The sequence below is a fragment of the Caballeronia calidae genome (assembly GCF_900044055.2).
In the GTDB taxonomy this organism is placed as follows: domain Bacteria; phylum Pseudomonadota; class Gammaproteobacteria; order Burkholderiales; family Burkholderiaceae; genus Caballeronia; species Caballeronia calidae.
Window position 1 is genome coordinate 24716 of the sequence record NZ_FCOX02000055.1, and the last position, 22244, is coordinate 46959.

The window sequence follows — 22244 nt, forward strand, 5'->3', positions numbered from 1 at the left end:
AAGCGTTACGCCGTGCCGATACCCGCGCTCTCGGTGCTCACGCTCAATTCGGGCATCTGCGGCGACAAGATGCATTTCCTCGCGATGTTCAAGGACAACGAAACCATCGTCACGCAAACGGATTCACGGCCGGCTGCAAGTACATCGATGACCTCAAGGTCTGGGGATCGGGCTATCTGAGCGATGCGGGCTTCGCATTCAAATCCGACGATGCGACGATCAAAGGGCTGCTTGCGCTCGCTGTCAGCCACACGGAAGTGCAGACCTGGGATCTGAAGCTGCATATCCGGCGCCTTCGTATTCGCGAAGGCGCTCTTTTTTACGTGCGATTTCTTGCATCGGTCTTGCGAAAAATTTCTTTGGAATAGAAGCCGGCGCCCGGCTGTTTTCGTCGCAATCCCTTCACGTTCCGAGGCATCGACCGCGATGAACGCCAGAACCACGCTCCAAGCTCTGCGCATCGGCTTCGCCATTGCGTGTCTGTGCGCGCTTCAGAGCGCGCGTGCGGGCCAGTACATCCTGGTGCCGGAAGGAACCGTCACGCTGATTCGCGCGACGACCGTGTTCAACGTCGATGCGCCCATCGCGCTGGAGCAAGGCGATCTCCTCGCCACCGCGGCGCAAGGCAGCGCGCAACTCGAATCGGACGGCACCACCATCGGGCTCGGCGCGGACACGCACATCGCCATCGATGCCGCGCCGGGCGGCGATGCGCTCGCGCTGCTCTCGGGCTGGATCAAGATCGCGCGCACGCGGCCGGATGCAACGGAGTCCCTATCGATCGATACCGCCACGCTCGACGGCGCGATGCGCGATGGCGCGGCCGTGCTGCACGCGAGCCGCGACGCGACCTCCCTCTTCATCGAGACGGGCGCGATGACGCTCGCCCTGCCCGGCCATGCCGACGTCCGTCAGACGCTCGACGGTGACCATTATGCCGCGCGTGAAGCAGGCAAACCCCTCGATGCGAGCACGCGCCCGGCGCCCGCGTTCATCGCCGGAATGCCGCTGCCGTTCCGCGATCCGCTCGTGGCGCTCTCCACGCCCGTGAAGGGGAAGCTCATCGTTGCGTCGCAGGGCCGCCCGGCGACCTTTGCCGATCTCGCCGGCTGGCTGAGCGCGCCGCTCGGCATTCGCCGCGGCTTCGTCGCGCGCTTCCGGCCGTTGGCGGAACGCGAGCCATTCCGCTCGCAGGTGCGGCAAAACCTGCGCGATCTTCCCGAATGGCGGCGCGTGCTGTGCCCGCCTCCCGCCAGGCCGCGCCGGCGCGCAGTCGCGCCCGTGCAGGCTCAGTCAACCGAGGTGGAGTCATGAGACTGTCGCTCGCCGTCAAATTCAATCTGGTGTTTCTCGCCGTTTTCGTAGTCGGTTTCGTGTCGGCCGGATTCGCCGCGCGCGAATTGCTGCGCCGCGCGGCCATCGAAGAGACGGTGCAGAATGCGCGCGTCCTGATGGAAGCCGCGGGCGCCGCGCAGAACTACACGGCGACGCAAGTCACGCCGCTCTTGCAGACGCAGCTCAAATACAGTTTCGTGCCGCAGTCGGTGCCGGCGTTTTCGGCGGTCGAAACGCTGATGACGCTGGAAAAGCACCTCGCCGGGTACTCCTATCGCTCGACGATGCTGAATCCGACCAATCCGCGCGACCGGCCCTCGGACTGGGAAGCGGACGTGATCCGGCATCTGCACGACAAGCCCGAGCTCAAGGAAATCGTCGGCCTGCGCGACACGCCGACGGGGCAGAACCTCTATATAGCGCGCCCGAACCGCATCACCGACGCCGCCTGCATGGAATGCCACAGCGTGCCGTCGCGCGCGCCGAAGACGCTCATCGACAAGTACGGCCCCGACAACGGCTTCAACTGGGCGATGCACGATGTAATCGGCGCGGATTTCGTGTCGGTGCCGATGGCGCTGCCGGTCGCGCGCAGCGACGCGGTGCTGCGCACCTTCCTCGCGTCGCTGCTCGGGGTGTTCGTGCTGCTGCTGGTCGCGCTGAACGTGATGGTGCATCTGCTCGTCACGCGGCGCATCCGTGCGCTCTCGCGCGCCGCCGATCAGGCGAGTCTCGGCCAACTCGATGGCGCGGACTTCGGCGAGCGCGGCCGCGACGAGATCGCTTCGCTCGCCGCGTCGTTCGCCCGCATGAAGACGAGCCTCGTCGAAGCCTTCAAGATGATCGAGGCATGAGGTGAACGCCGCCGCGACCGACCCGCCGCGCACGCCGGGCAATACGCAGCTCGGCAAGTACCGCATCGAGTCGATGCTGGGCGCGGGCGCGATGGGCATCGTCTATCGCGCGTTCGATCCGCACATCGAGCGCCATGTCGCGCTGAAGACGATCCGCCACGAGTTGTTCGAAAGCGGCGAGCGGGAAAGCCTGAAGGCGCGTCTGCGCAACGAGGCGCAGGCAGCCGGGCGGCTCGCGCATCCGAATATCGTCGGCGTGTATGACTATGGCGAGACGGCGGACACCGCCTATATCGCGATGGAGCTCGTGAGCGGCCATGGACTGAAGCAATGGCTCGACGCAGGCCGTCCGCTCGCAGCCGCCACCGCGCTCGACTGGTTCGGGCAACTGCTCGCCGCGCTCGGCTTCGCGCACGAGCACGGCGTCGTGCATCGCGACATCAAGCCCGCCAATCTGCTCGTGAATGCAGAAGGGCGGCTGAAGGTGGCGGACTTCGGCGTCGCGCATGTCGCATCGTCCACGCTGACGCTGACGGGCGCGATGATCGGCACGCCGAGCTACATGTCGCCGGAGCAGTTCACCGGCGAGCCCGTCGACGGGCGTTCCGATCTTTTTTCCGCCGCGATCGTGCTGTATCAGATGCTCGCCGGATGCCGTCCGTTCGCGGGCGCATCGCAGGCGGAGGTCATGCGGCAGGTCATGCACGAGACGCCGCGCATGCCGTCCGCCTGCAACCCGGCGCTGCCGTCCGCGCTCGACGCCGTGCTGATGCGCGCGCTGTCCCGGCGTCCCGATGCGCGTTTCCAGACAGCGAACGCGCTGCGGCGGGCACTCGACGTCGCGACGGACGGCACGGCCCACATCGCGACGACAGCAGCGGAAGACGACCGCACGATTCTCGAAGCGCAGGCTGTCACGCTCGCATCGGGGACTGGCTCGTGGCGCGGCGACTCCCTGCCCTCGCTGACGATGTGGCCGGCCGCCTTGCTCGCGCCGGTCGAGGCTCAGCTTGCCGCGCAGATCGGGCCGGTGGCGCGTCTGCTCGTGCGCCGGGCGGCGGCGCGCATCGCCGATGCGCCGGACCTGCCCGCGCTCGTCGCACTGCTCGCGCCGCATATTCCCTCCGACAAAGGCCGTGCGCAGTTCGTCGCCGCGTTCGCGGACGCGTCAAAGGCGGGCACGTCGCGGGGACCATCTCCGTCTTCGTCGCTTGGCGCGGAAGACGTGCAGGCCGCCGCGCTCCGGCTCGCCGTTTATCTCGGCCCGATTGCGACGATCGTCGCGAAACGCGAGGCGTCGCGCGCCGCCAGCCTGCGCGCACTGCACGAGCGGCTCGCGGCCGCGATCTCCAACGAAGCCGACCGCGCGCGTTTCGAGCGCGACATCGGGCTGTAGCGACACGATTAAAAGGAGCAAAACCGATGCAACCCGACACGATCCGCCTCGCCACCTGCTCGGCATTCGGCCTGACCGACGCAGGACGCACGCGCCGCGAGAATCAGGACCGCTTTCTGATCGATACGGCGTCGAACCTCGTCGCGGTCGCGGACGGCATGGGCGGTCACGCATTCGGCGCGCGCGCCAGTGCAACGGCGCTCGACTGCATCGCCGCGCGGCTCGCGACTGACGCGATGCCGTGCGGTCACGCCGGCGCCACGTTCACCGATGATCCCGACGCCACCGTCCACGATGCCTCGGCCTGCGCGATGCGCGCCGCCGCCGACGCGCTCGACCACGCCAACGCGACCCTCCACGCGATGAACCTGCGCGAACGCCTCGCGCACCGATCGATGGGCACCACGTTGACGGGCATCTGGCAGCCCACCGGCTCGGCGCGGCTAATCTCGTTCCATGTCGGCGACAGCCGGCTCTATCGGTATCGCGACGACGCGCTGACACAACTGTCGCGCGACCAGACGCTTTATCAGCAGGCGCTGGAGCGCGGCGCCATCGAGCACCTGCCGCCGCGCAACGTGCTGCTGCAGGCGCTGGGGCCGCTGCCGTCGATCGCGCCCGTCGTGGAAGCGCATGCGTGGCTGCCCGGCGACCGCTATCTGCTGTGCAGCGACGGATTGCACGGCGAGGTCGCGCATCGCGAGATCGAGGCGGTGCTCTCTGTGATGACGCCGCACGGCATCGGCGATGCATGCAGGCGTCTCGTGGCGCTCGCGCTCGACGCGGGCGGCAAGGACAACATCACGGCGGTCATTGCGTGTTTCGACGACGTTTAGTCCGCGCGGCTGCCGGCGCTGTCGAATAGCGCCGCGACGAACGCGGCATCGGGCAAACCGACGCTCACGCGCGCCGATGCCGCGTGCCACCAATCGCTCATTCCCCGCGCACCGGCATGCGATGGCGCCGACACGCCGCTCGCATCATCCGCATGCGAAAGCGCGAGCAATCCGGCATCGAAATCCGAAAGACACGCGCCCTTACCGAGCGTCGCGAGCGCGAGCGCGCTGCAACGCGCGAACCACGCGTGAGCATGCGGACGCCACATCGGCCATGCGCGGGGCTCGACAGGCGCGGCAATCGTGAGCGGAAAGTGACGGCCCGCGCTGTCGACGCTCGGCATCAGCACGCCCGCCCATCCGCTCTCCCCCAGCACGCCGCCGCCGAGCGCGAAGCACCACAGCGGCGCGGTCAGATAAGCATCGAGCCATGCAGAACCGCGCGCCGCGCGGCCCGCGAGCAGGCCCGCCTGCAACATCGCGTCCCAAGGCTCGACGAAGCACGCCGGCAGGCGGCGCGTCACGAAGTCGCCGTTGCCGCGCACCTTGCCGAAGCATCCCGCGACGCCCGGCGACATCATCACAGATGCTCCGGACAGCGAAACTGCTCGAGCGGCGCGCGCCGGAAAGGATTGACGATGCTCGTCGCATCCAGCTCGAGCACGGCACGGCGTCCGGCGGAATCGAGCGTGAGCCGGTAGCGGTCAGGCTGCGCCGTCGCTTCGAGTCTGCCCGCGTCGAGCAGATGCAGAAGCGCCCACGGACCGCTCGCATCCAGCGGCGCGGTTTGCGTCGCGGAAGGCGGGCCGAATTGCGCGCTCGCGCGGCCGGTATTCCTGCCGCTCGGCCATTGCAGCAGCATCGACTGGAGACCGTCCGGCTTCAGGGCGAGCTGCTGCCCGTCGATGTCGAGATTCACCTGCGTCACGGCGGGATCGAAGGCAAGCGCCTTCACGCGAAAGCGGACCGACATGTCGCGGCTGCCGTCGTGGAAAAACGCGTCGCGGATCTGCGCGGCGCGCTGAAACTGCGCGAGCGCATCGCGAGGCATGCCCGCCGGCGGCGTGCCGGCGCGCCATTGCCACACGGGTCCGCTCGTATCGACCAGCGCGGCGAGATTCTTCTGGAAGAAATCGTCGATGAGACCGCCCGGCGCGAACAGCTTGCCGAAGTCGTCGGCGGCGACGTCGCGGTTCGAGCCATGCACGAACGGATAGCGGCCATCGAGCGCGCGGCGGCACAACGGCCCGGCGCTCGCGTTCCACTGCGCGTCGAGGCGCGCGCGCTCGCCGCCCTCGACGAGCGCCGCGCCCGCCGTGGCGAGCGATGCCGCGACGGGCGTGAGCGGCGCCGGGGCCGTCTGGCTCGCGAGCCTCAGCTTGCCGAGCGCATCGCCGGCGGGCGCGGGCTGGCCCAATCTGCGCGCGGCGTCGGCGGCGTCGAGATAGACGGCGGCGTCCTTGAGCGGCGCGAGCGCGCGATCCAGCGCGGCGGCATCGCCCGGCTTGCCCGCGAGTTCGTGCAACTGCTGAAAGTGCTCGTCGACGCGTGCCGCCGCAATCGTCGTCTCGCGCGCCGCCGCGACGATGAACTTCCTGAGCGGCGAATCGGGCGCGGAAAGCGCGTTCGCGATACGCGCGCCATCGGCGAGAGCGGTGACAGGCACGACGGTCACATCGTCGAGCAGGCCGTCCCATGTATGGAGATAGGCATCGAAGTAGCGCGCGTCGAGCGCGGCGCGCAACGCGGCGGCGCCATCGGGCGTGAGCGCGGCGGCGTCGCGGCCGAGCACCCAGGCGTCCTTCGCGACATCGTCGAGCGCCGCATCGCGCAGCCGCATGTATTGCGCGTAGCCGGCCCGGGTGTACGCGCCCGCGATGCCGGTCGTGAGCGGCGCGCCGCTCGCGCGCCTGAGCAGCAGCGGCGCGTTCGGTCCGGCTGCGGCGCTCACGTCAAAAGCGGCCAGATTCGCCTGCGCAAGCTCGCCGTCCACCCGGTCGCCGATGCGCTGCGACAGCGGCAATTCGGCCAGCCGCGCGCGCGCCGCCTTGATGAGCGCATCGTCGAGCGGCAGCGACGGATCGAAGCGCGTCTTGTCGAACAGCGCGGCGAGATGCGCATCGAGCGCGCTTCTTTGGGCCGGGCTCGCGTCGACGGAGAGTGCGGGGACCAGATGGGCGCGCAGCGCGGCGGGGTCGAAGTGGCGCGCGTCGCCGAGCATCAGATAGGCGCGCAAGGCTTCGTAGCGCGACGCCTCCGAGGTCGGAGCATTGACATCGCGCAGCGCCTGCGTGAGCTTGCCGACCGCGAGCGGCAGCAAAGTCTGATCGAGCAGGCGCCGGTACGTCACGCGCGCTTCCTGGCCAAGCTTGTCGCCCTGATAGAGCCAGAGCCGGGTGAGCCACGGCACCGGCTTGCCGGCATCCGCATAGCCGCCGGGCAGCGCGCGTGCCGCGTCAAGCAAGGGCAGTACCGCGAGCGGGTCCGCGGACGCGTTCGACTCGCGCGCCAGTTGCGCGACGTGCCGCGTCTGCCGCTCGAACTCGGCGACATAGGCACGGTTGCGCTGATAGCTCACGGCCATGCCTGCGAGCGCGAGCATCAGCGTCACGCCGATCAGCGCGAGCGCGCCGCGCCGCAGCCACGCGCTGCAACGCTCGAAGCGCGCGTTCGCGCCCACCAGCCCGGATTCCGCGATCACCACGTCCTTGAGCAGACGGTTGATGAAGTAGGCACGCCCCGACGCGTCGCGGTTGTACCCTGCATCGCACCCCAAGCCGAGCGATTGCGCGATGGCGCTGATCGCGCGGTCGATCGGACGGCCATGCTGCGTGCCGCTCGTGAAGTACACGCCGCGCAACAGCGGCGACGCCTCGAAGCGCGTGCCGCGAAACGCGCCGTCGAGAAAGCGCCCGAGCGCCGGCTGCAGCCCAGCGAACTGCTGCGCGAAGCCGTACACGCGCGCGCGCCGCTGCACGTCCGATTCCCGCTGCATGCGATGCGGCACGCGCGCCTGCAGCCGCGCGCCGAGCGCATCGAATTCGGCGGGGAATGCGGCGAGCGCCGCGTCCGCGCCCGGCGACTCGTCGAACGCGAAGGTGATGCCCCAGACCTGATTGCGCTCCGCTTCGCCGAGGTCGTCGAAGAACTCGGTGAAGCCCGCCAGCAGATCGCACTTCGTCACGACGACGTAGACCGGCAAGCGCACCCCGAGCCGCTCGCTCAACTCCGTGAGCCGGCTGCGGATCGTGCGGATGTGCGCGTCGCGCGCGGTCTCGTCCTGGCGCACGAGATCCGCCGCCGAAACCGTCACGATGAGGCCGTTCAGCGGCCGGCGCGGCCGGTACTTGCGCAGCAGTTGCAGGAAGCCCGTCCACGCGGATTCGTCGGCTTGCGAGTCGCTGTCCTGCGTCGTGTAGCGGCCCGCCGTATCGACGAGCACGGCGTCGTCGGTGAACCACCAGTCGCAGTGACGCGTGCCGCCGACGCCGCCGATCGCCTCGTCGCCGAGTTTCTCGCGCAGCGGAAAGCGCAGGCCGGAATGCGCGAGCGCCGTGCTCTTGCCGGTGCCAGGCGCGCCGATGAACATGTACCACGGCAACTGATACACCCACTGCCGGCCGTTGACGCCTTTCATGCGCGCCTGCCGCAGGATCGCGAGCGCCTGCCCGAAGCGCTCGCGCAGCACCGCGAGTTCCGCGCTGCCTGCTGCCGCCGCCTGCCCTTGCCCCGCGACGCCGCTCATGAAGCGCCGATTGACGAGCCGCGCGACGCCCGCGCGCACGCCCCACGCCAACGTCCACGCGGCGACGAGCGCCGCCATCGCGGTCCAGCGGGCGCGCGGCGATTCGAGCGGCGCGTGTCCATCGAACGCGAAAAGCGGCCCTTCGAACCACACGACGACGAGCAGCGCGAGCACGCCAGCGAGCGTGAGCCATTGCGGCGTATTAAGCATTCCTGCGAATTTCTTCATCGATGTCTCCATGCCTCGAATACTTTGGCGTCACGTCACGTCACGATGACGCGCCCGGCGCGAGCAGCGTGATCTCCACCCGCCGGTTTTTCGCGCGGCCGGCGGGCGTGTCGTTCGGCGCGAGCGGCTCGGCGTCGCCGCGTCCTTCGGCGGAAAAGCGCGCGCTCGCGCCGGTGAGCGACGCGAGCATCGCGCGCACGGTTTCGGCGCGCGCCTGCGACAAATGCCAGTTCGACGGAAAGCGCGCCGACACGAGCCGCTGGTCGTCGGTGTGGCCCGTGACGACGACCCGGCCGGCCACGCTCTTCAGCGCCTCCGCGATGCGTCCGATCAGCGCGTCGTAGGCCGGATCGAGCGTCGCGCTGCCGGAGGCGAACAGGTTGTCGCCGGTGATCGTGACGATGGAGCGGTCCGACGTCTCGCGCACCGAAACCAAACCCTGGCGGATCTCGGGCGCGAGAAAGGTGGCGAGCGTCGCGGCGGCGGCGGGCATCGCGGCGGGCGCGATCATGCTCGCCCGCGCGGCGGGCCGCTCGCTCACGCGGATGCGGTTGAGCGCGTCGAACACCGGATCGGACGTGCGGTTCAGGCTCAGCGCGAGCGCGATGTGCGTCGCCACCAGCACGACACCCGCGAGCGCGGCGCAGACCCACGGCGGCATGCGCTGCCCGAGCGGCTTGCGCGCGCGCTCGGCGGGCCGCCAGTGCACCGACAGCTCGGTTTCGAACGCGCCGCGCTGAGTGCGGATGATGCGCTCAAGCCGCTCGCGCACGGAGTCGAGCTGGCTGCGCCCGCCGTCGATCAGGCGATATCGCCCTTCGAAGCCGAGCGACAGGATCACGTACAGCAGTTCCAGCACGTCGACGTTGCGCGCCTGATCCTGCGCGAGCCGTTGCAGGATCAGGAAGAAACGTTCGCCGCCCGACGCTTCGTTATGGAAGGTCACGAGCAGGCTGCGGCTCGCCCATACGCCGCTGCCCCACGGCGTGCCCGAGATCGCCTCGTCGATGCAGGTGCACAGGCAATAGCGCGCCGCCGCGAGCTTTTCGGTGTCGATGCCGCTCGCGCGTACCTCCGACTCGAAGGCACGCACCATCCGCGCGAGCTCGGCGCGCAGCCCTTCGATATCGGCGATCGCCGCGCGCTGGCGCAGCGGCAGCGCCAGTTCGAGCAGCGGATTGGCCGCGCGCACCAGCGGGTTCAGGCCGGCCGCGACCGGCAGCACGGGCGCGCGGGTGTCGCGCGGCGCGGGTTCGCCGCGATCTTCGTCATCGCGGGCACGCGACGCGGCGCGTCCGCCCGGCTGCGGAATCAGGATGGTGTCGTCCGGGTCGAAGCCGGCTTGCGGAAAGGTCGGTGCGTTCACGATGGGTTCCTTCGTCGAATGGAGCCGGCGTTATGGACGGATCGCCCAGAACTCGAACTCGATGCCCGGAAAATCCCCCGCGACGTGCAGCGCGACGCCCGCCGAAGTCGCGAACTGCCGCCACAATTCGCCGCCGCGTTCCAGCTCGAAATAGGTGAAGCCGGCATGGAACGGCAACTGGCGCGGCGCGACCGGCAACGCACGCAGCGCGATGCCCGGCAACTGGAGATTGACGAGATCGCGGATGCGCTCCACCGGCCCGAGCTTGGCCTGCCGCGGGAAGCCGTTGAGCAGCGCGGCCGGCGCGAGATCGGCCTTCACCGCGAGCACGAAGCTCGCGGAGGCGAACAGCTCGCGGTCGGGCACGATCGCCACGCGCAGGCCGTACTTGCGCTCCTCCAGCGCGATCGGCACGGCATGCGGGTCCATCACCGAGCTCAGCGCGCGGCGCAATGCGTCGACGAGCGGCGTGAAGGTCTCGTCGAGCCGCTCGTGGCGATAGACCGGAAACGCGCCCGGACGCTTGCCCGGCTGGCTGAAGGTCGCGAGCTCGCCCGCCAGTTGCAGCGCGTGCTGATGCAGGTCGTGCGGATGCAGGCCCGTGGTCGACGCGATCCCCGCGAACAGCGGCTCCGCGCGGTTGAGCACCTGCAGCAAGAGGAAGTCGGCGATCTCGGCTGCGCCGGTCGCGGCGGGGCGCGCCAGGCGCGCGGCGAGCGCATCGGCGCGCTGATGCACGAGTCCCGCGAGCTCGTCGACGAATCCGGCGAGCCCCCGCGACACGCGATAGTCGAGGCAAGGCGGCGCATAAGCGGCATCGAGCACGATGCTGTTGTCCGCGCGGCGCTCGACGATGCGCGCAATCCCGAGCGCCGTGTGCGCGTGGACCACGTCGCGCTCGAACGCGAGCCGCAGCTGGAGCTTGCCGACCTGCACGAGCGCCGCGCCGAGTGCGCCGTCGTTGCTGTCGAGCACTTCGGTTTCCGCGATGCGATGACGCGCGAAGCCATCGCCGGCTTGCACCGTATGCGCGGCCTCCGGCACGCCATGACGCGCGACGGGCAGCGCGAGCACCACCGTCAGATCGCGCGCGTCCTCGGGAATGGCGAGCGGTAGCGGCAAGTCATCGTCGGCGGGCAGGCGGAACGGACTGCCATCGGGCAGCACGCCCGCGCACGCGGTCAGCGCGATGCGGCCGAGCTTCAGTTGCTCGACGTCGATCGCGAGTTCCGAAAAGCCGAACGCATAGGGACGCAGCGCGGCGCAGCGCGCGTCGATCTGCGCGCGCAGATAGCGGTCGTGCTGCTGAAGATGCTGCGGCTGCAGCAGCATGCCTTCCGACCAGATCACCTTGTTGTTCCAGGACATCGTCGCCTCGCTTGTCGGGTTGCTATCGGGTTGCTATCGGATTGAAGGGGCCGGCGGCATCGCGTCGGCATCGCCGTTTGCCTGCCGCTCGTATGCGTCGTTGAAGGCGCTGCCGCACAGCGCCCCAAGGTCATCGGCACTGGCGCGTTCCAGCTCGGCGTGCAGCGCGATGAGGCGGTCCCACTGGCGCGCCTTGCGGCACGCGGGCAGCCAGTCGAGCCAGCCGCGCCGCGTGTCGGCGCGCGCGATCGCCCGCGGGTCGAAGCGGCCGAGCAGATGCTGCATGGCCGCACGCGTGCCCGCGAGGACCGCAAGCTCGTGGCGGCGGATGTCGTCGAACGCGCCTTCGAGCGCGGCCTGCGCGGGCAGGTAGCCGGCGCTCGCGCCGCGCATCATCTGCGCGAGCGCGCCGTCGCCGTCGGGAAAGAACTTGAGCGGGTTGTTGTCGCGCTGGACCAGCATCGTCGTGTCGAGGCTGATCTCGCGCTTGAGCACCGAGCGCGACAGCAGCACATCCACCACGCCGCGCACCGCCGTGCGCAGCATCGCGCCCGCGAGACGCGCGGTCTCGGCGGCATCGCGGGTGCCGAGCGCGGCGGCATCGACGCCCAGTCCGTCGAGCAGCGCCGCGAAAGCCGATTCGGCGCTGGCGTCATTGGCGGCGTCGATGCCCGGCGCGTTCGCGGCGCGGCGGGAAGGCGCGTCGAACGCTTCGCCCGTCGACGCGGCAGACGGCATCGTCGCGCCCTGCGAGGGCCGGGGCATCGACACGGGCGCGGCGCGTTCGGCAGGCCTGGACGCGACATCGGCCAGCGGATCGTAGTCGTGCGGAATGCCGCCCGCCGGCGCATGCGCCGTCGCGCCGGCAGGCTGCACGTAGGCGAACTGCTCGGGCGATACGTGATCGCTCCCGGAGCCGGCGAACACCGCGTGTCCGTCGAGCCGGGCCGGTGCTCCATGCGACATGCGCGAATTGCCGAGCGGCGCGGCGAGCGGATCGAAGCGCGGCCCCGGCAGCGGGGAATCCGCGAGCACCGCCGCGTGCGCGAGCGGATCGTGCGCGCACGCCTGCACCGAAGCGCACTCACCCGCGCTTGCGACATCGAGCGGATCGAAATTTCGACGGTCGTGCACGCCGAGCGGCGCGTCGAAGGCGGCGGCACGCGCGCGCGCCATCGCCCGAACGCCGAGCCGATAACCGCCGATTTCCAGCATGTCGCCGTCGGCCAATCGCGCGGGCTGACCGCTCGCGAGCGGCCGTCCGTTGTGCCGGCTCGGATTGCTGCCGAGATCGGCGAGCCGCCAGCCGTCCCCGGAACAGTCGATCCGCGCATGCAGGCGCGACACGGTCTTCGCCGCATCCGGCAGCACCATCGTGTTGTCGGGGCCGCGCCCGATGGTCCCGCCCGCCGCCCCGAAGCGGCATGCGAGCGGCGCATCTGGCGCGTTGCCCTGATACGTGTCGACCGTGAGCGTCAGATACATGGTGTCTCCTCCGTGCGCATTCATTTCGAGCCGTCGTCGGCCTGACGGGGCTCGGCGGGTTCATCGGGTGACGCGTTCGCCGCACCCGCGCCGCCGCCCCCGCCGCCGCAGTTGATCTCCACGACCACGCCGTCGATCGTCACCGGCCCCGCCGCGCTGATCGCGATGCCGGACGGCGAAAGCACGATGGTGTTGCCGCCCGCCTTGAGCGTGAGAATCTCGCCCGCCTCGATGGTGACGTTCATCCCGCCCTTCACATCGACGTTAACACCCGCCCCCACCGAAATATTCGCCCCGCTCTTGTGTTGCGTATCGCCGCCGACATCGAGCGAATATTTGCCGCCGATACGCACGCGCTGGCCGCCTCGCACGTCGTCGCTGCGATTGCCGCCGCAGCGCGCGATATCGTCCTGCTCGACGATTACATGGCGCTCGTTGCCGATGCGCGTCAGCGCGTCGTGCTTCACCCACGTCTCCAGATCGCGCTCGGCGTGGAAGAAGAGCTGCTCCGCGCCCCTGGTATCGTCGAAGCGCATTTCGTTGAAGCCGTTGCCGCCCTTCGTCGAATTGCTCCTGAGCGTGGTGCGCGCCATCTTCGCCGGCAGTTCGTAGGGCGTGGTCTGCGCCGCGTTGTAGACGCTGCCGATCACGAGCGGCTGGTCCGGATCGCCCTCGATGAACTGCACCAGCACTTCCTGTCCGATGCGCGGCAGGAAAAACGCGCCATAGCCCTTGCCGGTCCACGGCTGCGCGACGCGCACCCAGCAGCGCTGCAGCGACTCGCGCGAGGCCTCCGGTTCGAGCTGCTCCCAATGGAACTGCACCTTGATGCGGCCATATTTGTCGGTATGGATCTCTTCGCCCTCCGGCCCGACGACCACCGCCGTCTGAGGCCCCGCGACGCGCGCGCGCGGCGTGTTGCGCGCGGCGCGAAAACCGGCGTCGCGCGGCAGCGCCCGGAAGGCGCAATCGAACACGGGCGGGCGCGCGTGCGCGTCGAGCGTCGAAAGATAGTCATCCGAATTGACCGCATATTCCGCCGAAACGACCAGATGCTCGCGATTCTGCGGCTCCAGCGGATGCCCGGTCAGCCGCACGAGACCGCCGGGCCAGATGGCGCGCGCCGTGGTCCGCGCGTTCACGAACGCGTTCGACGCCTGATGCGCCTCGACATGCGCCCGCGCGAGTCGCTCGGCGTCCGCGTGCTGCGTGTAACCCGGCGCGTGCTCCTGCATCGTGTAGAACGCGGGATCGAAGCGCGTGCTGCGCAGCCCACGCGCGACCAGACCCTGCTGCGCCGACTGCGACGGCTTCTCGAAGTCGTAGTCATTGATCTCGACGATACCCGTCGCCACTTCGCCGCCCGTCGACCACGCATAGATCCACTCGTGCTCGTGCGGCGTGGCCGGCTGCGGACGAAACGGCAACTCGGCGCAGTGCGGCGTCGCGCCGTGCACCTGCGACGAATCCGTGAGGATCAGCCGGTGCTTGCCGCCCTGATGCACGAAGAAGTAATAGATGCCTTCGCGCTCGGCGAGCCGGCTCACGAAATCGAAATCCGTCTCGCGATACTGCGCGCAGTGTTCGAGGCTCGGATACGTCGCCGAGCATGTGTTCTCGAAGTCGATGTGATAGTCGGCCAGCACACGGCCGATGATCGCGGGGACGGTCATCCGGTGAAAGAAGCGGCAGTGCGATGCACGCGTCAGCAGCCACAGGCGCGGGCGCACCGTCGCGCGATACATCGCCGGGAGATTGGGCTGCGTGCTCGCGGGCCGCGCCAGCTCGAACGCCGTGACGATGCCGTTGTACTCGCGCGTGCCGCCGCCCGGAATCTCCAGCGACAGCGAGAAGTCGCTGCCGAGCATCTTCGCGATGTCGAGAGTCGAGCGGTCGGCGAGCAGTTCGAGATCCCATTGCGCGAGCCGCCCGAGCGCCTCGCGTCCGCGCATGCGATACAGCACGAGCGCGTTCCTGCCGAGCGCGCAGGTCACTTGGGCGATGCGATTGGTATCGGTGAGCATCATCGCGGGCCTCGTCGTCAGGGAATCTGTGTTTGGCGCGTCGCCGGATCGACGATCGTCACCACGCCGCCCCAGGTACAGAGGCAGGTGGACACGTTGTCGAGCGACGGCTGGCTGCCGAGCAGCACCGTGACCGCGCCGGGCGCCCACGGCTGCGCGGTAGCGGGCACGCAGGGCATCGGCGTCGGCGTGCCGAGCGCGGCGGCGGTGGCTGCGGCGACCTCCGGGTTCGCCTGCGACGTGCACATGCCGAACGGCATGATGTTCACTAGCGGAACGTGATCCATGATGTTCGCGGCGATCGACCCTTCGCAGCGCACCCGGTTGACGGGCAGCACGACGAGCGTGGACGGCGTCATGCCGAACGAGCATTGCAAGGTCGCGCCCATGCTGACTTGTTGTGGCATGGCTGGCTCCTTAGTCGAACGAATAGGTGAAGTCGCCGTCGCGCACGCCGACTTCGACTTTCCCGATGCTGCGGCCATCGACGAGACGGCCAAGGAATTCCGCGCTCACACGCGGCAGCAAAGTGTTGGTGAGGATCGCGTCGATCATCCGGCCGCCGCTCGCGAGCTCCGTGCAGCGCCGCGCGATCTGGCCGACCACCGCGTCGTCGAAGCCGAAGCTCACGCGATGCCGCTCCGCGATGCGCCGCCCGATGCGCGCGAGTTGCAGGCGGATCACGGCGTCGAGCATGGCGTCGTCGAGCGGGTAGTAGGGAATCACCGCGACGCGCCCGAGCAGCGCAGGCGGAAACGCATCGAGCAGCGGCTCGCGCAGCGCCCGCGCGATCTCTTCCGGCAATGGCGCGGGCGACGGCGACTCGCGCCCGCTGCCGCACAGATACGTGATGAGCTCGGTGCCGACATTGGTCGTGAGCAGGATCAGCGTGTTGGAAAAGTCGATTTCGCGGCCTTCGCCGTCTTCCATGCGGCCCTTGTCGAAGACCTGGAAGAAGAGCTTGTGCACGTCCGGATGCGCCTTCTCGAATTCATCGAGCAGCACGACGCTGTACGGACGCCGCCGCACCGCCTCGGTGAGCACGCCGCCTTCGCCATAGCCCACATAGCCCGGCGGCGCGCCCTTGAGCAGCGATACCGTATGCGCCTCCTGGTACTCGCTCATGTTCACGGTGATGACGTTGTCCTCGCCGCCATAGAGCGCCTCGGCGAGCGCGAGCGCGGTTTCGGTCTTGCCGACGCCCGAGGAGCCCGCCAGCATGAACACGCCGACCGGCTTGCAGGGATCGTCGAGGCCGGCGCGCGCGGTCTGCACGCGGCGCGCGATCATCTGCATCGCGTGATCCTGCCCGACGATGCGGCGGCTCAGCGTCGCCGCCAGATCAAGCACGCTCGCGGCTTCGTCGCGCACCATGCGGCCGACGGGAATGCCCGTCCAGTCCTGCACCACCGACGCGACCGCATGCGCATCCACGCCCGGCAGGATGAGCGGCGCTTCGCCCTGACGTTGCGCGAGCTCATCGGTGAGCGCCTTCAGACCGGAAAGCGTCACGGCCTCGCCACCCTCCTCGATGGCTCGCCGATCCGCGAGAATCCGTGCGACGAGCGCGCGCTCCGCTTCCCAGCGCGCGGTCAGATCGGCGAGTCGCGCGCGCTCGGCGTCGAGCCGGGCGGCGACATCGGCGGCGCGGTCTTTCGTGTCGATGCCGAGCGACGCTTCACGCGCCACGATCCCGCTTTCGGTCGTCCACGTCTCGATGCGCCGCTTCGCATCGTCCATGGCCGGCGGCAATGCCTGCTGGCTCACCGCGACGCGCGCGCAGGCGGTGTCGAGCAGGCTCACGGCCTTGTCGGGCAACTGGCGCGCGGGAATGAAGCGATGCGACAGCTGCACCGCCGCCTCCAGCGCCTCGTCGAGCACCTGCACGCCATGATGCCGCTCCATCTTGCGCACGAGGCCGCGCATCATCGCGATCGCGCTGGCTTCGGAAGGCTCCGGCACCTTGACGACCTGAAAGCGCCGCGTGAGCGCCGGGTCCTTCTCGATGTGCTTCTTGTATTCGACCCACGTCGTCGCGGCGATGGTGCGCAGCGTGCCGCGCGCGAGCGCGGGCTTGAGGAGGTTGGCGGCGTCTCCGGTGCCGGCCGCGCCGCCCGCGCCGACGAGCGTATGCGCCTCATCGATGAAGAGAATCACCGGCTTGTCCGATGTCTGCACCGCTTCGATCACCTGCTTCAGCCGGTGTTCGAACTCGCCCTTCACGCTCGCGCCCGCCTGCAGCAGCCCGACATCGAGCGTGCGCACGATGGCGTCGCGCAACGCGGGCGGCACCTCTCCCGCGACGACCCGCTGCGCGAAGCCTTCTACCACAGCCGTCTTGCCGACGCCCGCCTCGCCCGTGAGAATCGGGTTGTTCTGACGGCGGCGCATCAGAATGTCGATGATCTGGCGAATCTCCATGTCGCGCCCGACGATCGGATCGAGCTTGCCCTCGCGCGCCTCGGCGGTGAGATCGACGGTGTAGCGGGCGAGCGCATCATGCTCCGCGAGCGGCGCGGCCGACGCGGCGGCCTCGGCGGACCCGGCGACAGGCGCGGCCTGTGCTTCGGGCGAGCCGTCGAGCAGCGCGTCGAAGCGCGTGGACAGCGCATCGAAACTGATCTTCTCGAACTGGCGCGAGAGCGCGTAAAGCGCATTGCGCAGGTTCGGCGTGCGCAACATGCCGATCACGAGATGCCCCGTGCGCACCTTCACGGCGTTGAACATCAGCGAGCCTGCAACCCAGCCGCGCTCGACGGCTTCGTCGACTTGCGCGGAGATGTCGGAGACGGCCGTCGCACCGCGCGGCAGCCGATCTAGCGCGGCGGTCAGATCGCGTTCGAGCGCGGTCTCGTCCAGTTCGAAATGACGCACGAGGCGGCGCAGGTCCGAATCGGCCGCGAGCAGCATCTGATGCATCCAGTGCGCCAGCTCGACATACGGATTGCCGCGCAGCTTGCAGAACGCGGCGCCGTTTTCGATCGCACGATACGCAAGCGGATCGAGCTTGCCGAACAACGCCATGCGGCTGATTTCAGTCATGAGGAGTCTCCTTGCGATGGCTCGCTCCCGCCTGCCCGGCGATCACGACCCGATGGTTGTCATGGACCGGCGCACCGCTCGTGAGCCAGGTGTTCCAGCCGAGGCGCGCGCCGTCGCTCGCCTTGCCTCGCAGACGCAGCGGCGGCACTTCTTCACGCTTCAGATGCAGCGCGACGTCCCAGTCGAGTGGATCGCGCACGTAGTTGCGGACCCAGTCGGCGAGCTTCGTGAGGCTCTTCCCGCCCGGCAGGAAGCGCGCGAAGTCGATGTAGCGAAGCGGCCCGATCACGATGCGGAACTTGTGCTGGCAGTCCCACACCCGCGTGCCGACGACCGTCGATACGCCGAGCCGCGCGCCGCCCAGGCGCGTGCAGGCGTCTTCCGGCAGCGCGATCCAGTGGCCGCGCCATGGCTCGATCGATACGTTCACGCCGAAGAAGCGCGCGAGGATCAGCCGCAGCCCGTCTGCATGGCGCGTCGGCGCGGCGAGCAGGCCCGCGAAGTGGCGCTTGGCGGAATCGGGCACGGCGTCGCGACCGGCGAGCGCGGGCGCGCCCAGGCCGAACAGGCTGCCGACGTAATCCGCGAAGCGATCCTCGCGCGGCCGGTCGGCGCTCACCACCGGCTGGGCATCGGCCCATGCGCGATAGAAGAGCGACAGCATCCGGTGATGGAACACGTCGAGAAAGCGCGCGAGCGTCGGATCGTTCGCGTTGCGGGCGCGCTCGCGCACATAGGCGGTCAGATGCGTCGGCAGCGGGCCGTTCGGTCCGAGCAGGCCGAGAAAATTCACCGCGAGCCGGCCCGGCTGACCGGCTTCGCCCGGAACGTAGTCGCCGAGCGTCGTCGGATGGAAGATCAGCTCCGGGTCTTGCGAGAGGCGCACGGCGTCGTCGCGCGCGGAAAGGGACCGGCCGAGGCGCGGACGCTCCGCATGCGCCTGCTCGATCAGCCGCAGCGCCTGGAAGAAGTCGAAGCGGCGGGCGTTGCGCGCGAGCACGCCGTCGATGGTCAGAGCGTCGCGCATCGTCCGGTCCTCGCTGGCCAGTGCATGAGCGGACCACGCGCGAGCGACGCGACGTGGGTCTCGGTGAACGAATTGATCGACACGTACTGCGCGAAAAACTGCGCAAGCACCGCGCCGAGCAGGAAGGCGCTCGCGCCCTCGAACGCGGCGTCGTCGAAGCGCAGCGTGATCGCGAGGCCGCGCCCGTAGACGATCGGCCCGGGCGAAGGCAGACGCTGCACGACCGGCTCGCAGGACACCGAGCGCAGCCCTTCCACCTGCCGGTGCGCGGCGGCGTCATCGGCCGGACAGTAGAGCGCGAGCAGCTCGCGCAACGCGCGGGCGCCTTCCTGCGCGTTCGTATCCACGAGCGACGCGTAGTTCAGCGAAAGATGATCGAGCAGCCGCCACGCCGCCGGCCCTTCGGCAAACGACGGCAGCGGCCGGCTCGGGCCCGCGACGCAGCGCACGGCGGTGACGGGCGCTTCGGCATCGAGCGTGAAGTCGGTCGAGCCCGCGCCGATGGGCATCGACAGCGGCAAATCGCGATTCGTGCACCACGCGCTGATGCCGAGCTGACGCACTTCCCCGCCCTGCGGCGCGTTCTGCGCATCGACCAGCGCGATGAAGGCTTCGCTGCCGAGGTAGCTGCTGCGCGCGCCGTTCTGCTGCTGCCGCACCGACGCGCGCCGCGCCTCGCGGCGCAGTTGATAGAACGCGACGCCCTCGCCCGGCATGTCGAGGTCCTTCGCGCAGTGGAACGGGCGGTATTGCTTCTGCGCGTCCGCGCCCGCGCCGTAGCCGGTGACTTCGTCGATCTGATGGATCTCGTAGTCCATCGGCCGCGTGCGGTCGACGACGACGTGATACTCGAACTCCGTGTCCGACAGCGCGACGCGATCGGTGCGGCGGCGAAACAGGTTGATGGCAGGCGTGCAGTCGAGCGCGAAGTTCGACGCATCGACGCCGCGTTCGAGGGATGCATCGGCCTGATCGAGCAGGATCACGATCTCCGCTTCCTGGCCGCGGCAATGACGCAGCGCGCCGCGCAGTCCGGCCACTTCGACGAACATGAAGCGCGGCGCGAAGGCGAAATACTCCTGCAGCAGGCGGTAGCCGTCGAACGATTGCTGGCCGACCGGCAGAAGCGCCTCGTCTTCGGCGAAGCCGAGCGGGCGCAGCGCGGTCTTCGGCAGCACGGCGAGCGTGGCCGCCGCGCTCGCACCGTTGCCCGGCTGCATCACCGCGACGCCGACGCAATGCGCGAGCAGACGCTCGTGCAGGCGCGCGGGCAGGCCGTCCGGGCCGCGCAGATAGAGCGCGAGGCGATCGAGCGAAAGGCGGTCGAAGCCGAGCGAGCCGGTTGCCCGCAGCCGCAGGCGCAACCCCGCCTTGACACCCGCGGGCAGCGCAGGCGACGACGCGTTAAGCGCGCCCGCATGCGTGAAGAACTTCGCCTGCGCGATCTCGACCGGCCACAGCGTGAGCGCGTGCGCGGTGCGGTATTCGCAGCGCGTCGACGCGGACTTGTCGAGCATGCCGCGCAGCGCCGTGTGGCGCGGCACGACGATGCCGTCGGCGCTCGCGGCGAGCTGCGGATTCGCGTGATCGGCCTGAAGCTGGACGACCGCCATCGAAGGCGTCGGCGCCAGATAGTGCGGATACGCCAGTTCCAGCAGATGCTGCGTGAAGCGCGGGAATTCGGCATCGAGCTTCGTCTGCACGCGCGCGGCGAGAAAGCTGAAGCCTTCCAGCAGGCGCTCGACGTACGGGTCCGCGCATTCGACGCCGTCCAGCGCGAGCCGCCCGGCGATCTTCGGAAATGCGGCGGCGAATTCGCCGCCCATCTCCCGCACGTGCTGGAGCTCCTGGCTGTAGTACCTGAGGAACGCGGGGTTCATGCCTGCTGCTCCCCGGCCGATGATCCTTCGCGCACCGTCGATGCGTCGGCGACGCGCACCTCGCCCGCTTCGAGATCCAGCTCCGTGCGCAGAAAAAGCCGCTCGGGATACGGCTGCGACCACATGTCGGCCTCGATCTCGAAGCGGATCACATGGCCGCGCGTCTTGCCCCGCGAATCGTCGATCGCCGTCACGCGCACCGATTCACGCGCGAGCCGCGGCTCGAAGGCCCACAGCGCGTCGCGGATCAGGCGCTCCAGCGTTGCCGCCGTGAGCGCGGCGACGTCGCGGCCCGCCAGGTCCGGCAAACCGTAGTTGAGCACGGACGTCGCGACATACGGCAGGTTCGCCGCGTCCGTGCCCTCCCCGAGACCGCTCGCGTTCAGCAGCCAGCCGATATCGCGCTGCACGCTGTCGCGCAGCGCGCGCGCCGAGATCACGCGACGCTCGCGGGATTCATGACGCGCGTGCGGTTCGAAATCGGTCAGGCGGTCCAGCAACGACGGCTGCAGGCGGTCCCGGGCGGAAGGTTCGGACATGAGCGGCTCCTTTCAGAACGAAATGCGCGGATACGACGAAGCTCAGGCGGCCTTGGCCGTCGGCAGCTTGGACACGAGCCGCAGCGACACCGTCAGACCTTCGAGCTGGTAATGCGGGCGCAGGAAGAACTTCGACGTGTAATAGCCCGGATTGCCCGCCACTTCCTCCACGATGACCTGCGCGTCGGCGAGCGGCTTGCGCGCCTTGGTGTCGTCGGAAGAGTGCGTGGGATCGCCGTCGACGTACTGGAGAATCCAGTTCTGCAGCCAGCGCTCCATGTCGTCGCGTTCGCGGAACGAGCCGAGCTTGTCGCGCACGATGCACTTCAGGTAGTGCGCGAAACGGCAGCACGCGAACAGATACGGCAGGCGCGCGGCGAGGTTCGCGTTGGCGGTGGCGTCCGGGTCTTCGTATTCGGCCGGCTTGTGCAGCGACTGCGCGCCGATGAACGCCGCGAAGTCCGAGTTCTTCTTGTGCACGAGCGGCATGAAGCCGTTCCTGGCGAGTTCGGCCTCGCGCCGGTCGCTGATGGCGATTTCGGTCGGGCATTTCATGTCGATGCCGCCGTCGTCCGTGGGAAACGCGTGCACCGGCAATCCTTCGACCGCGCCGCCCGATTCGACGCCGCGAATGCGCGAGCACCAGCCGGACATCTTGAACGAGCGCGTGATATTCGCCGCCATCGCATACGATGCGTTCGCCCACGCGTACTTGGTGCTGTTCGCGCCGGCCGTGTCTTCCTCGAAGTCGAACGCCTCGACCGGATCGGTCTTCGCGCCGTAGGGCGCGCGCGCGAGAAAACGCGGCATCGCAAGGCCGATGTAACGCGAGTCCTCCGAATCACGCAGCGAGCGCCAGGCGGCATGCTCGGGCGTCTGGAAGATCTTGGTCAGATCGCGCGGATTGGCGAGCTCCTGCCAGGATTCCATCAGAAGCGCGGCCGGGTCCGCGCCCGCGATGAACGGCGCGTGCGCCGCCGCCGCGATCTTCGCGACCTGCGTCAGCAGATCGACATCCGGGCCGCTGTGATCGAAGTAATAAGGATCGTTACCGAAATAACTTCCCGCTATGCAGCGCTTGTTGAGTAGATGCGGTAGTTCCATGCAGGCAGGGTTGGG

General features: G+C 69.1%; 17 protein-coding genes. 4 read left to right on the forward strand and 13 right to left on the reverse strand.

The annotated features are described in order from the left end of the window. Positions 1–5 precede the first annotated feature (5 nt). On the reverse strand, positions 6–443 hold the full coding sequence (locus AWB78_RS46915) for a hypothetical protein (protein WP_157697693.1): 438 nt from the start codon (positions 441–443) through the stop codon (positions 6–8). On the opposite strand from AWB78_RS46915, the gene AWB78_RS32615 reads away from it, so the two are divergent. From AWB78_RS32615 to AWB78_RS32630, 4 genes are read left to right on the forward strand one after another with little or no spacing between them, the layout of a single operon-like run. Next, positions 427–1314 carry a FecR domain-containing protein gene (locus AWB78_RS32615; protein ID WP_062610746.1) on the forward strand — a complete coding sequence of 296 codons (888 nt, stop codon included), beginning with the start codon at positions 427–429 and terminating at the stop codon, positions 1312–1314. The genes AWB78_RS46915 and AWB78_RS32615 overlap by 17 nt on opposite strands. After that, positions 1311–2189 (forward strand): Tll0287-like and HAMP domain-containing protein, encoded by an 879-nt coding sequence (locus tag AWB78_RS32620; protein ID WP_062610747.1) that lies wholly within the window; start codon positions 1311–1313, stop codon positions 2187–2189. The genes AWB78_RS32615 and AWB78_RS32620 overlap by 4 nt, the downstream gene beginning before the upstream one ends. 1 nt (position 2190) lies before the next feature. Beyond that, positions 2191–3585 (forward strand): serine/threonine-protein kinase, encoded by a 1395-nt coding sequence (locus AWB78_RS32625; protein WP_232477971.1) that lies wholly within the window; start codon positions 2191–2193, stop codon positions 3583–3585. A 26-nt stretch (positions 3586–3611) separates the two neighbouring features. After that, positions 3612–4421 (forward strand): PP2C family protein-serine/threonine phosphatase, encoded by an 810-nt coding sequence (locus AWB78_RS32630; RefSeq protein WP_062610748.1) that lies wholly within the window; start codon positions 3612–3614, stop codon positions 4419–4421. Here AWB78_RS32630 and tagF read toward each other — a convergent pair. The 12 genes from tagF to tssC all read right to left on the reverse strand — a co-directional run. Continuing rightward, entirely contained in the window at positions 4418–5002 is a 585-nt protein-coding gene (gene tagF, locus AWB78_RS32635) for a type VI secretion system-associated protein TagF (RefSeq protein WP_062610749.1), read from the reverse strand. The genes AWB78_RS32630 and tagF overlap by 4 nt on opposite strands. Then, positions 5002–8394, reverse strand: a complete 3393-nt coding sequence (gene tssM, locus AWB78_RS32640; protein ID WP_063959059.1) for a type VI secretion system membrane subunit TssM — start codon at positions 8392–8394, stop codon at positions 5002–5004. Before tssM ends, tagF begins: the two co-directional genes overlap by 1 nt. 40 nt (positions 8395–8434) lie before the next feature. Beyond that, positions 8435–9760 carry a type VI secretion system protein TssL, long form gene (tssL, locus tag AWB78_RS32645; RefSeq protein WP_062610750.1) on the reverse strand — a complete coding sequence of 442 codons (1326 nt, stop codon included), beginning with the start codon at positions 9758–9760 and terminating at the stop codon, positions 8435–8437. Positions 9761–9790: 30 nt separating this feature from the next. Beyond that, entirely contained in the window at positions 9791–11128 is a 1338-nt protein-coding gene (gene tssK, locus AWB78_RS32650; RefSeq protein WP_062610751.1) for a type VI secretion system baseplate subunit TssK, read from the reverse strand. 33 nt (positions 11129–11161) lie between these two features. Then, positions 11162–12613: a type VI secretion system-associated FHA domain protein TagH gene (tagH, locus tag AWB78_RS32655; RefSeq protein ID WP_062610752.1), complete on the reverse strand. Its 1452-nt coding sequence runs from the start codon at positions 12611–12613 to the stop codon at positions 11162–11164. Between the two features lie 20 nt (positions 12614–12633). Then, the gene (locus AWB78_RS32660; RefSeq protein ID WP_062610753.1) at positions 12634–14640 is read right to left on the reverse strand and encodes a type VI secretion system Vgr family protein; all 2007 of its coding nucleotides are present in this window, start codon (positions 14638–14640) and stop codon (positions 12634–12636) included. Between the two features lie 14 nt (positions 14641–14654). Then, a complete protein-coding gene (locus AWB78_RS32665) occupies positions 14655–15044 on the reverse strand; it encodes a DUF4280 domain-containing protein (RefSeq protein WP_062610754.1) in 390 nt (129 codons plus the stop codon). 10 nt (positions 15045–15054) lie between these two features. Next, the gene (gene tssH / locus AWB78_RS32670) at positions 15055–17679 is read right to left on the reverse strand and encodes a type VI secretion system ATPase TssH (RefSeq protein WP_062610755.1); all 2625 of its coding nucleotides are present in this window, start codon (positions 17677–17679) and stop codon (positions 15055–15057) included. Next, entirely contained in the window at positions 17672–18706 is a 1035-nt protein-coding gene (tssG, locus tag AWB78_RS32675) for a type VI secretion system baseplate subunit TssG (protein ID WP_062610756.1), read from the reverse strand. Before tssG ends, tssH begins: the two co-directional genes overlap by 8 nt. After that, positions 18691–20586, reverse strand: a complete 1896-nt coding sequence (tssF, locus tag AWB78_RS32680) for a type VI secretion system baseplate subunit TssF (RefSeq protein WP_062610757.1) — start codon at positions 20584–20586, stop codon at positions 18691–18693. The genes tssG and tssF overlap by 16 nt, the downstream gene beginning before the upstream one ends. After that, complete coding sequence (gene tssE / locus AWB78_RS32685; RefSeq protein WP_062610758.1) at positions 20583–21125, reverse strand: type VI secretion system baseplate subunit TssE; 543 nt, start codon at positions 21123–21125, stop codon at positions 20583–20585. Before tssE ends, tssF begins: the two co-directional genes overlap by 4 nt. A gap of 42 nt (positions 21126–21167) precedes the next feature. After that, positions 21168–22244, reverse strand: a 1077-nt coding sequence (gene tssC, locus AWB78_RS32690) for a type VI secretion system contractile sheath large subunit (RefSeq protein WP_232477972.1), incomplete at its 5' end; no start/stop codon positions are given.

What these genes read in the sequence shown, in the direction of transcription:
- AWB78_RS32615 (WP_062610746.1), top strand. Translation starts at nt 427, where the DNA reads ATGAACGCCAGAACCACGCTCCAAGCTCTGCGCATCGGCTTCGCCATT.
- tssH (WP_062610755.1), bottom strand. Translation starts at nt 17,679, where the DNA reads ATGACTGAAATCAGCCGCATGGCGTTGTTCGGCAAGCTCGATCCGCTT.
- tagH (WP_062610752.1), bottom strand. Translation starts at nt 12,613, where the DNA reads ATGTATCTGACGCTCACGGTCGACACGTATCAGGGCAACGCGCCAGAT.
- tssF (WP_062610757.1), bottom strand. Translation starts at nt 20,586, where the DNA reads ATGAACCCCGCGTTCCTCAGGTACTACAGCCAGGAGCTCCAGCACGTG.
- AWB78_RS32665 (WP_062610754.1), bottom strand. Translation starts at nt 15,044, where the DNA reads ATGCCACAACAAGTCAGCATGGGCGCGACCTTGCAATGCTCGTTCGGC.
- AWB78_RS32660 (WP_062610753.1), bottom strand. Translation starts at nt 14,640, where the DNA reads ATGATGCTCACCGATACCAATCGCATCGCCCAAGTGACCTGCGCGCTC.
- tssM (WP_063959059.1), bottom strand. Translation starts at nt 8,394, where the DNA reads ATGAAGAAATTCGCAGGAATGCTTAATACGCCGCAATGGCTCACGCTC.
- tssE (WP_062610758.1), bottom strand. Translation starts at nt 21,125, where the DNA reads ATGTCCGAACCTTCCGCCCGGGACCGCCTGCAGCCGTCGTTGCTGGAC.
- tssK (WP_062610751.1), bottom strand. Translation starts at nt 11,128, where the DNA reads ATGTCCTGGAACAACAAGGTGATCTGGTCGGAAGGCATGCTGCTGCAG.
- AWB78_RS32630 (WP_062610748.1), top strand. Translation starts at nt 3,612, where the DNA reads ATGCAACCCGACACGATCCGCCTCGCCACCTGCTCGGCATTCGGCCTG.
- tagF (WP_062610749.1), bottom strand. Translation starts at nt 5,002, where the DNA reads ATGATGTCGCCGGGCGTCGCGGGATGCTTCGGCAAGGTGCGCGGCAAC.
- tssG (WP_062610756.1), bottom strand. Translation starts at nt 18,706, where the DNA reads ATGCGCGACGCTCTGACCATCGACGGCGTGCTCGCGCGCAACGCCCGC.
- AWB78_RS32620 (WP_062610747.1), top strand. Translation starts at nt 1,311, where the DNA reads ATGAGACTGTCGCTCGCCGTCAAATTCAATCTGGTGTTTCTCGCCGTT.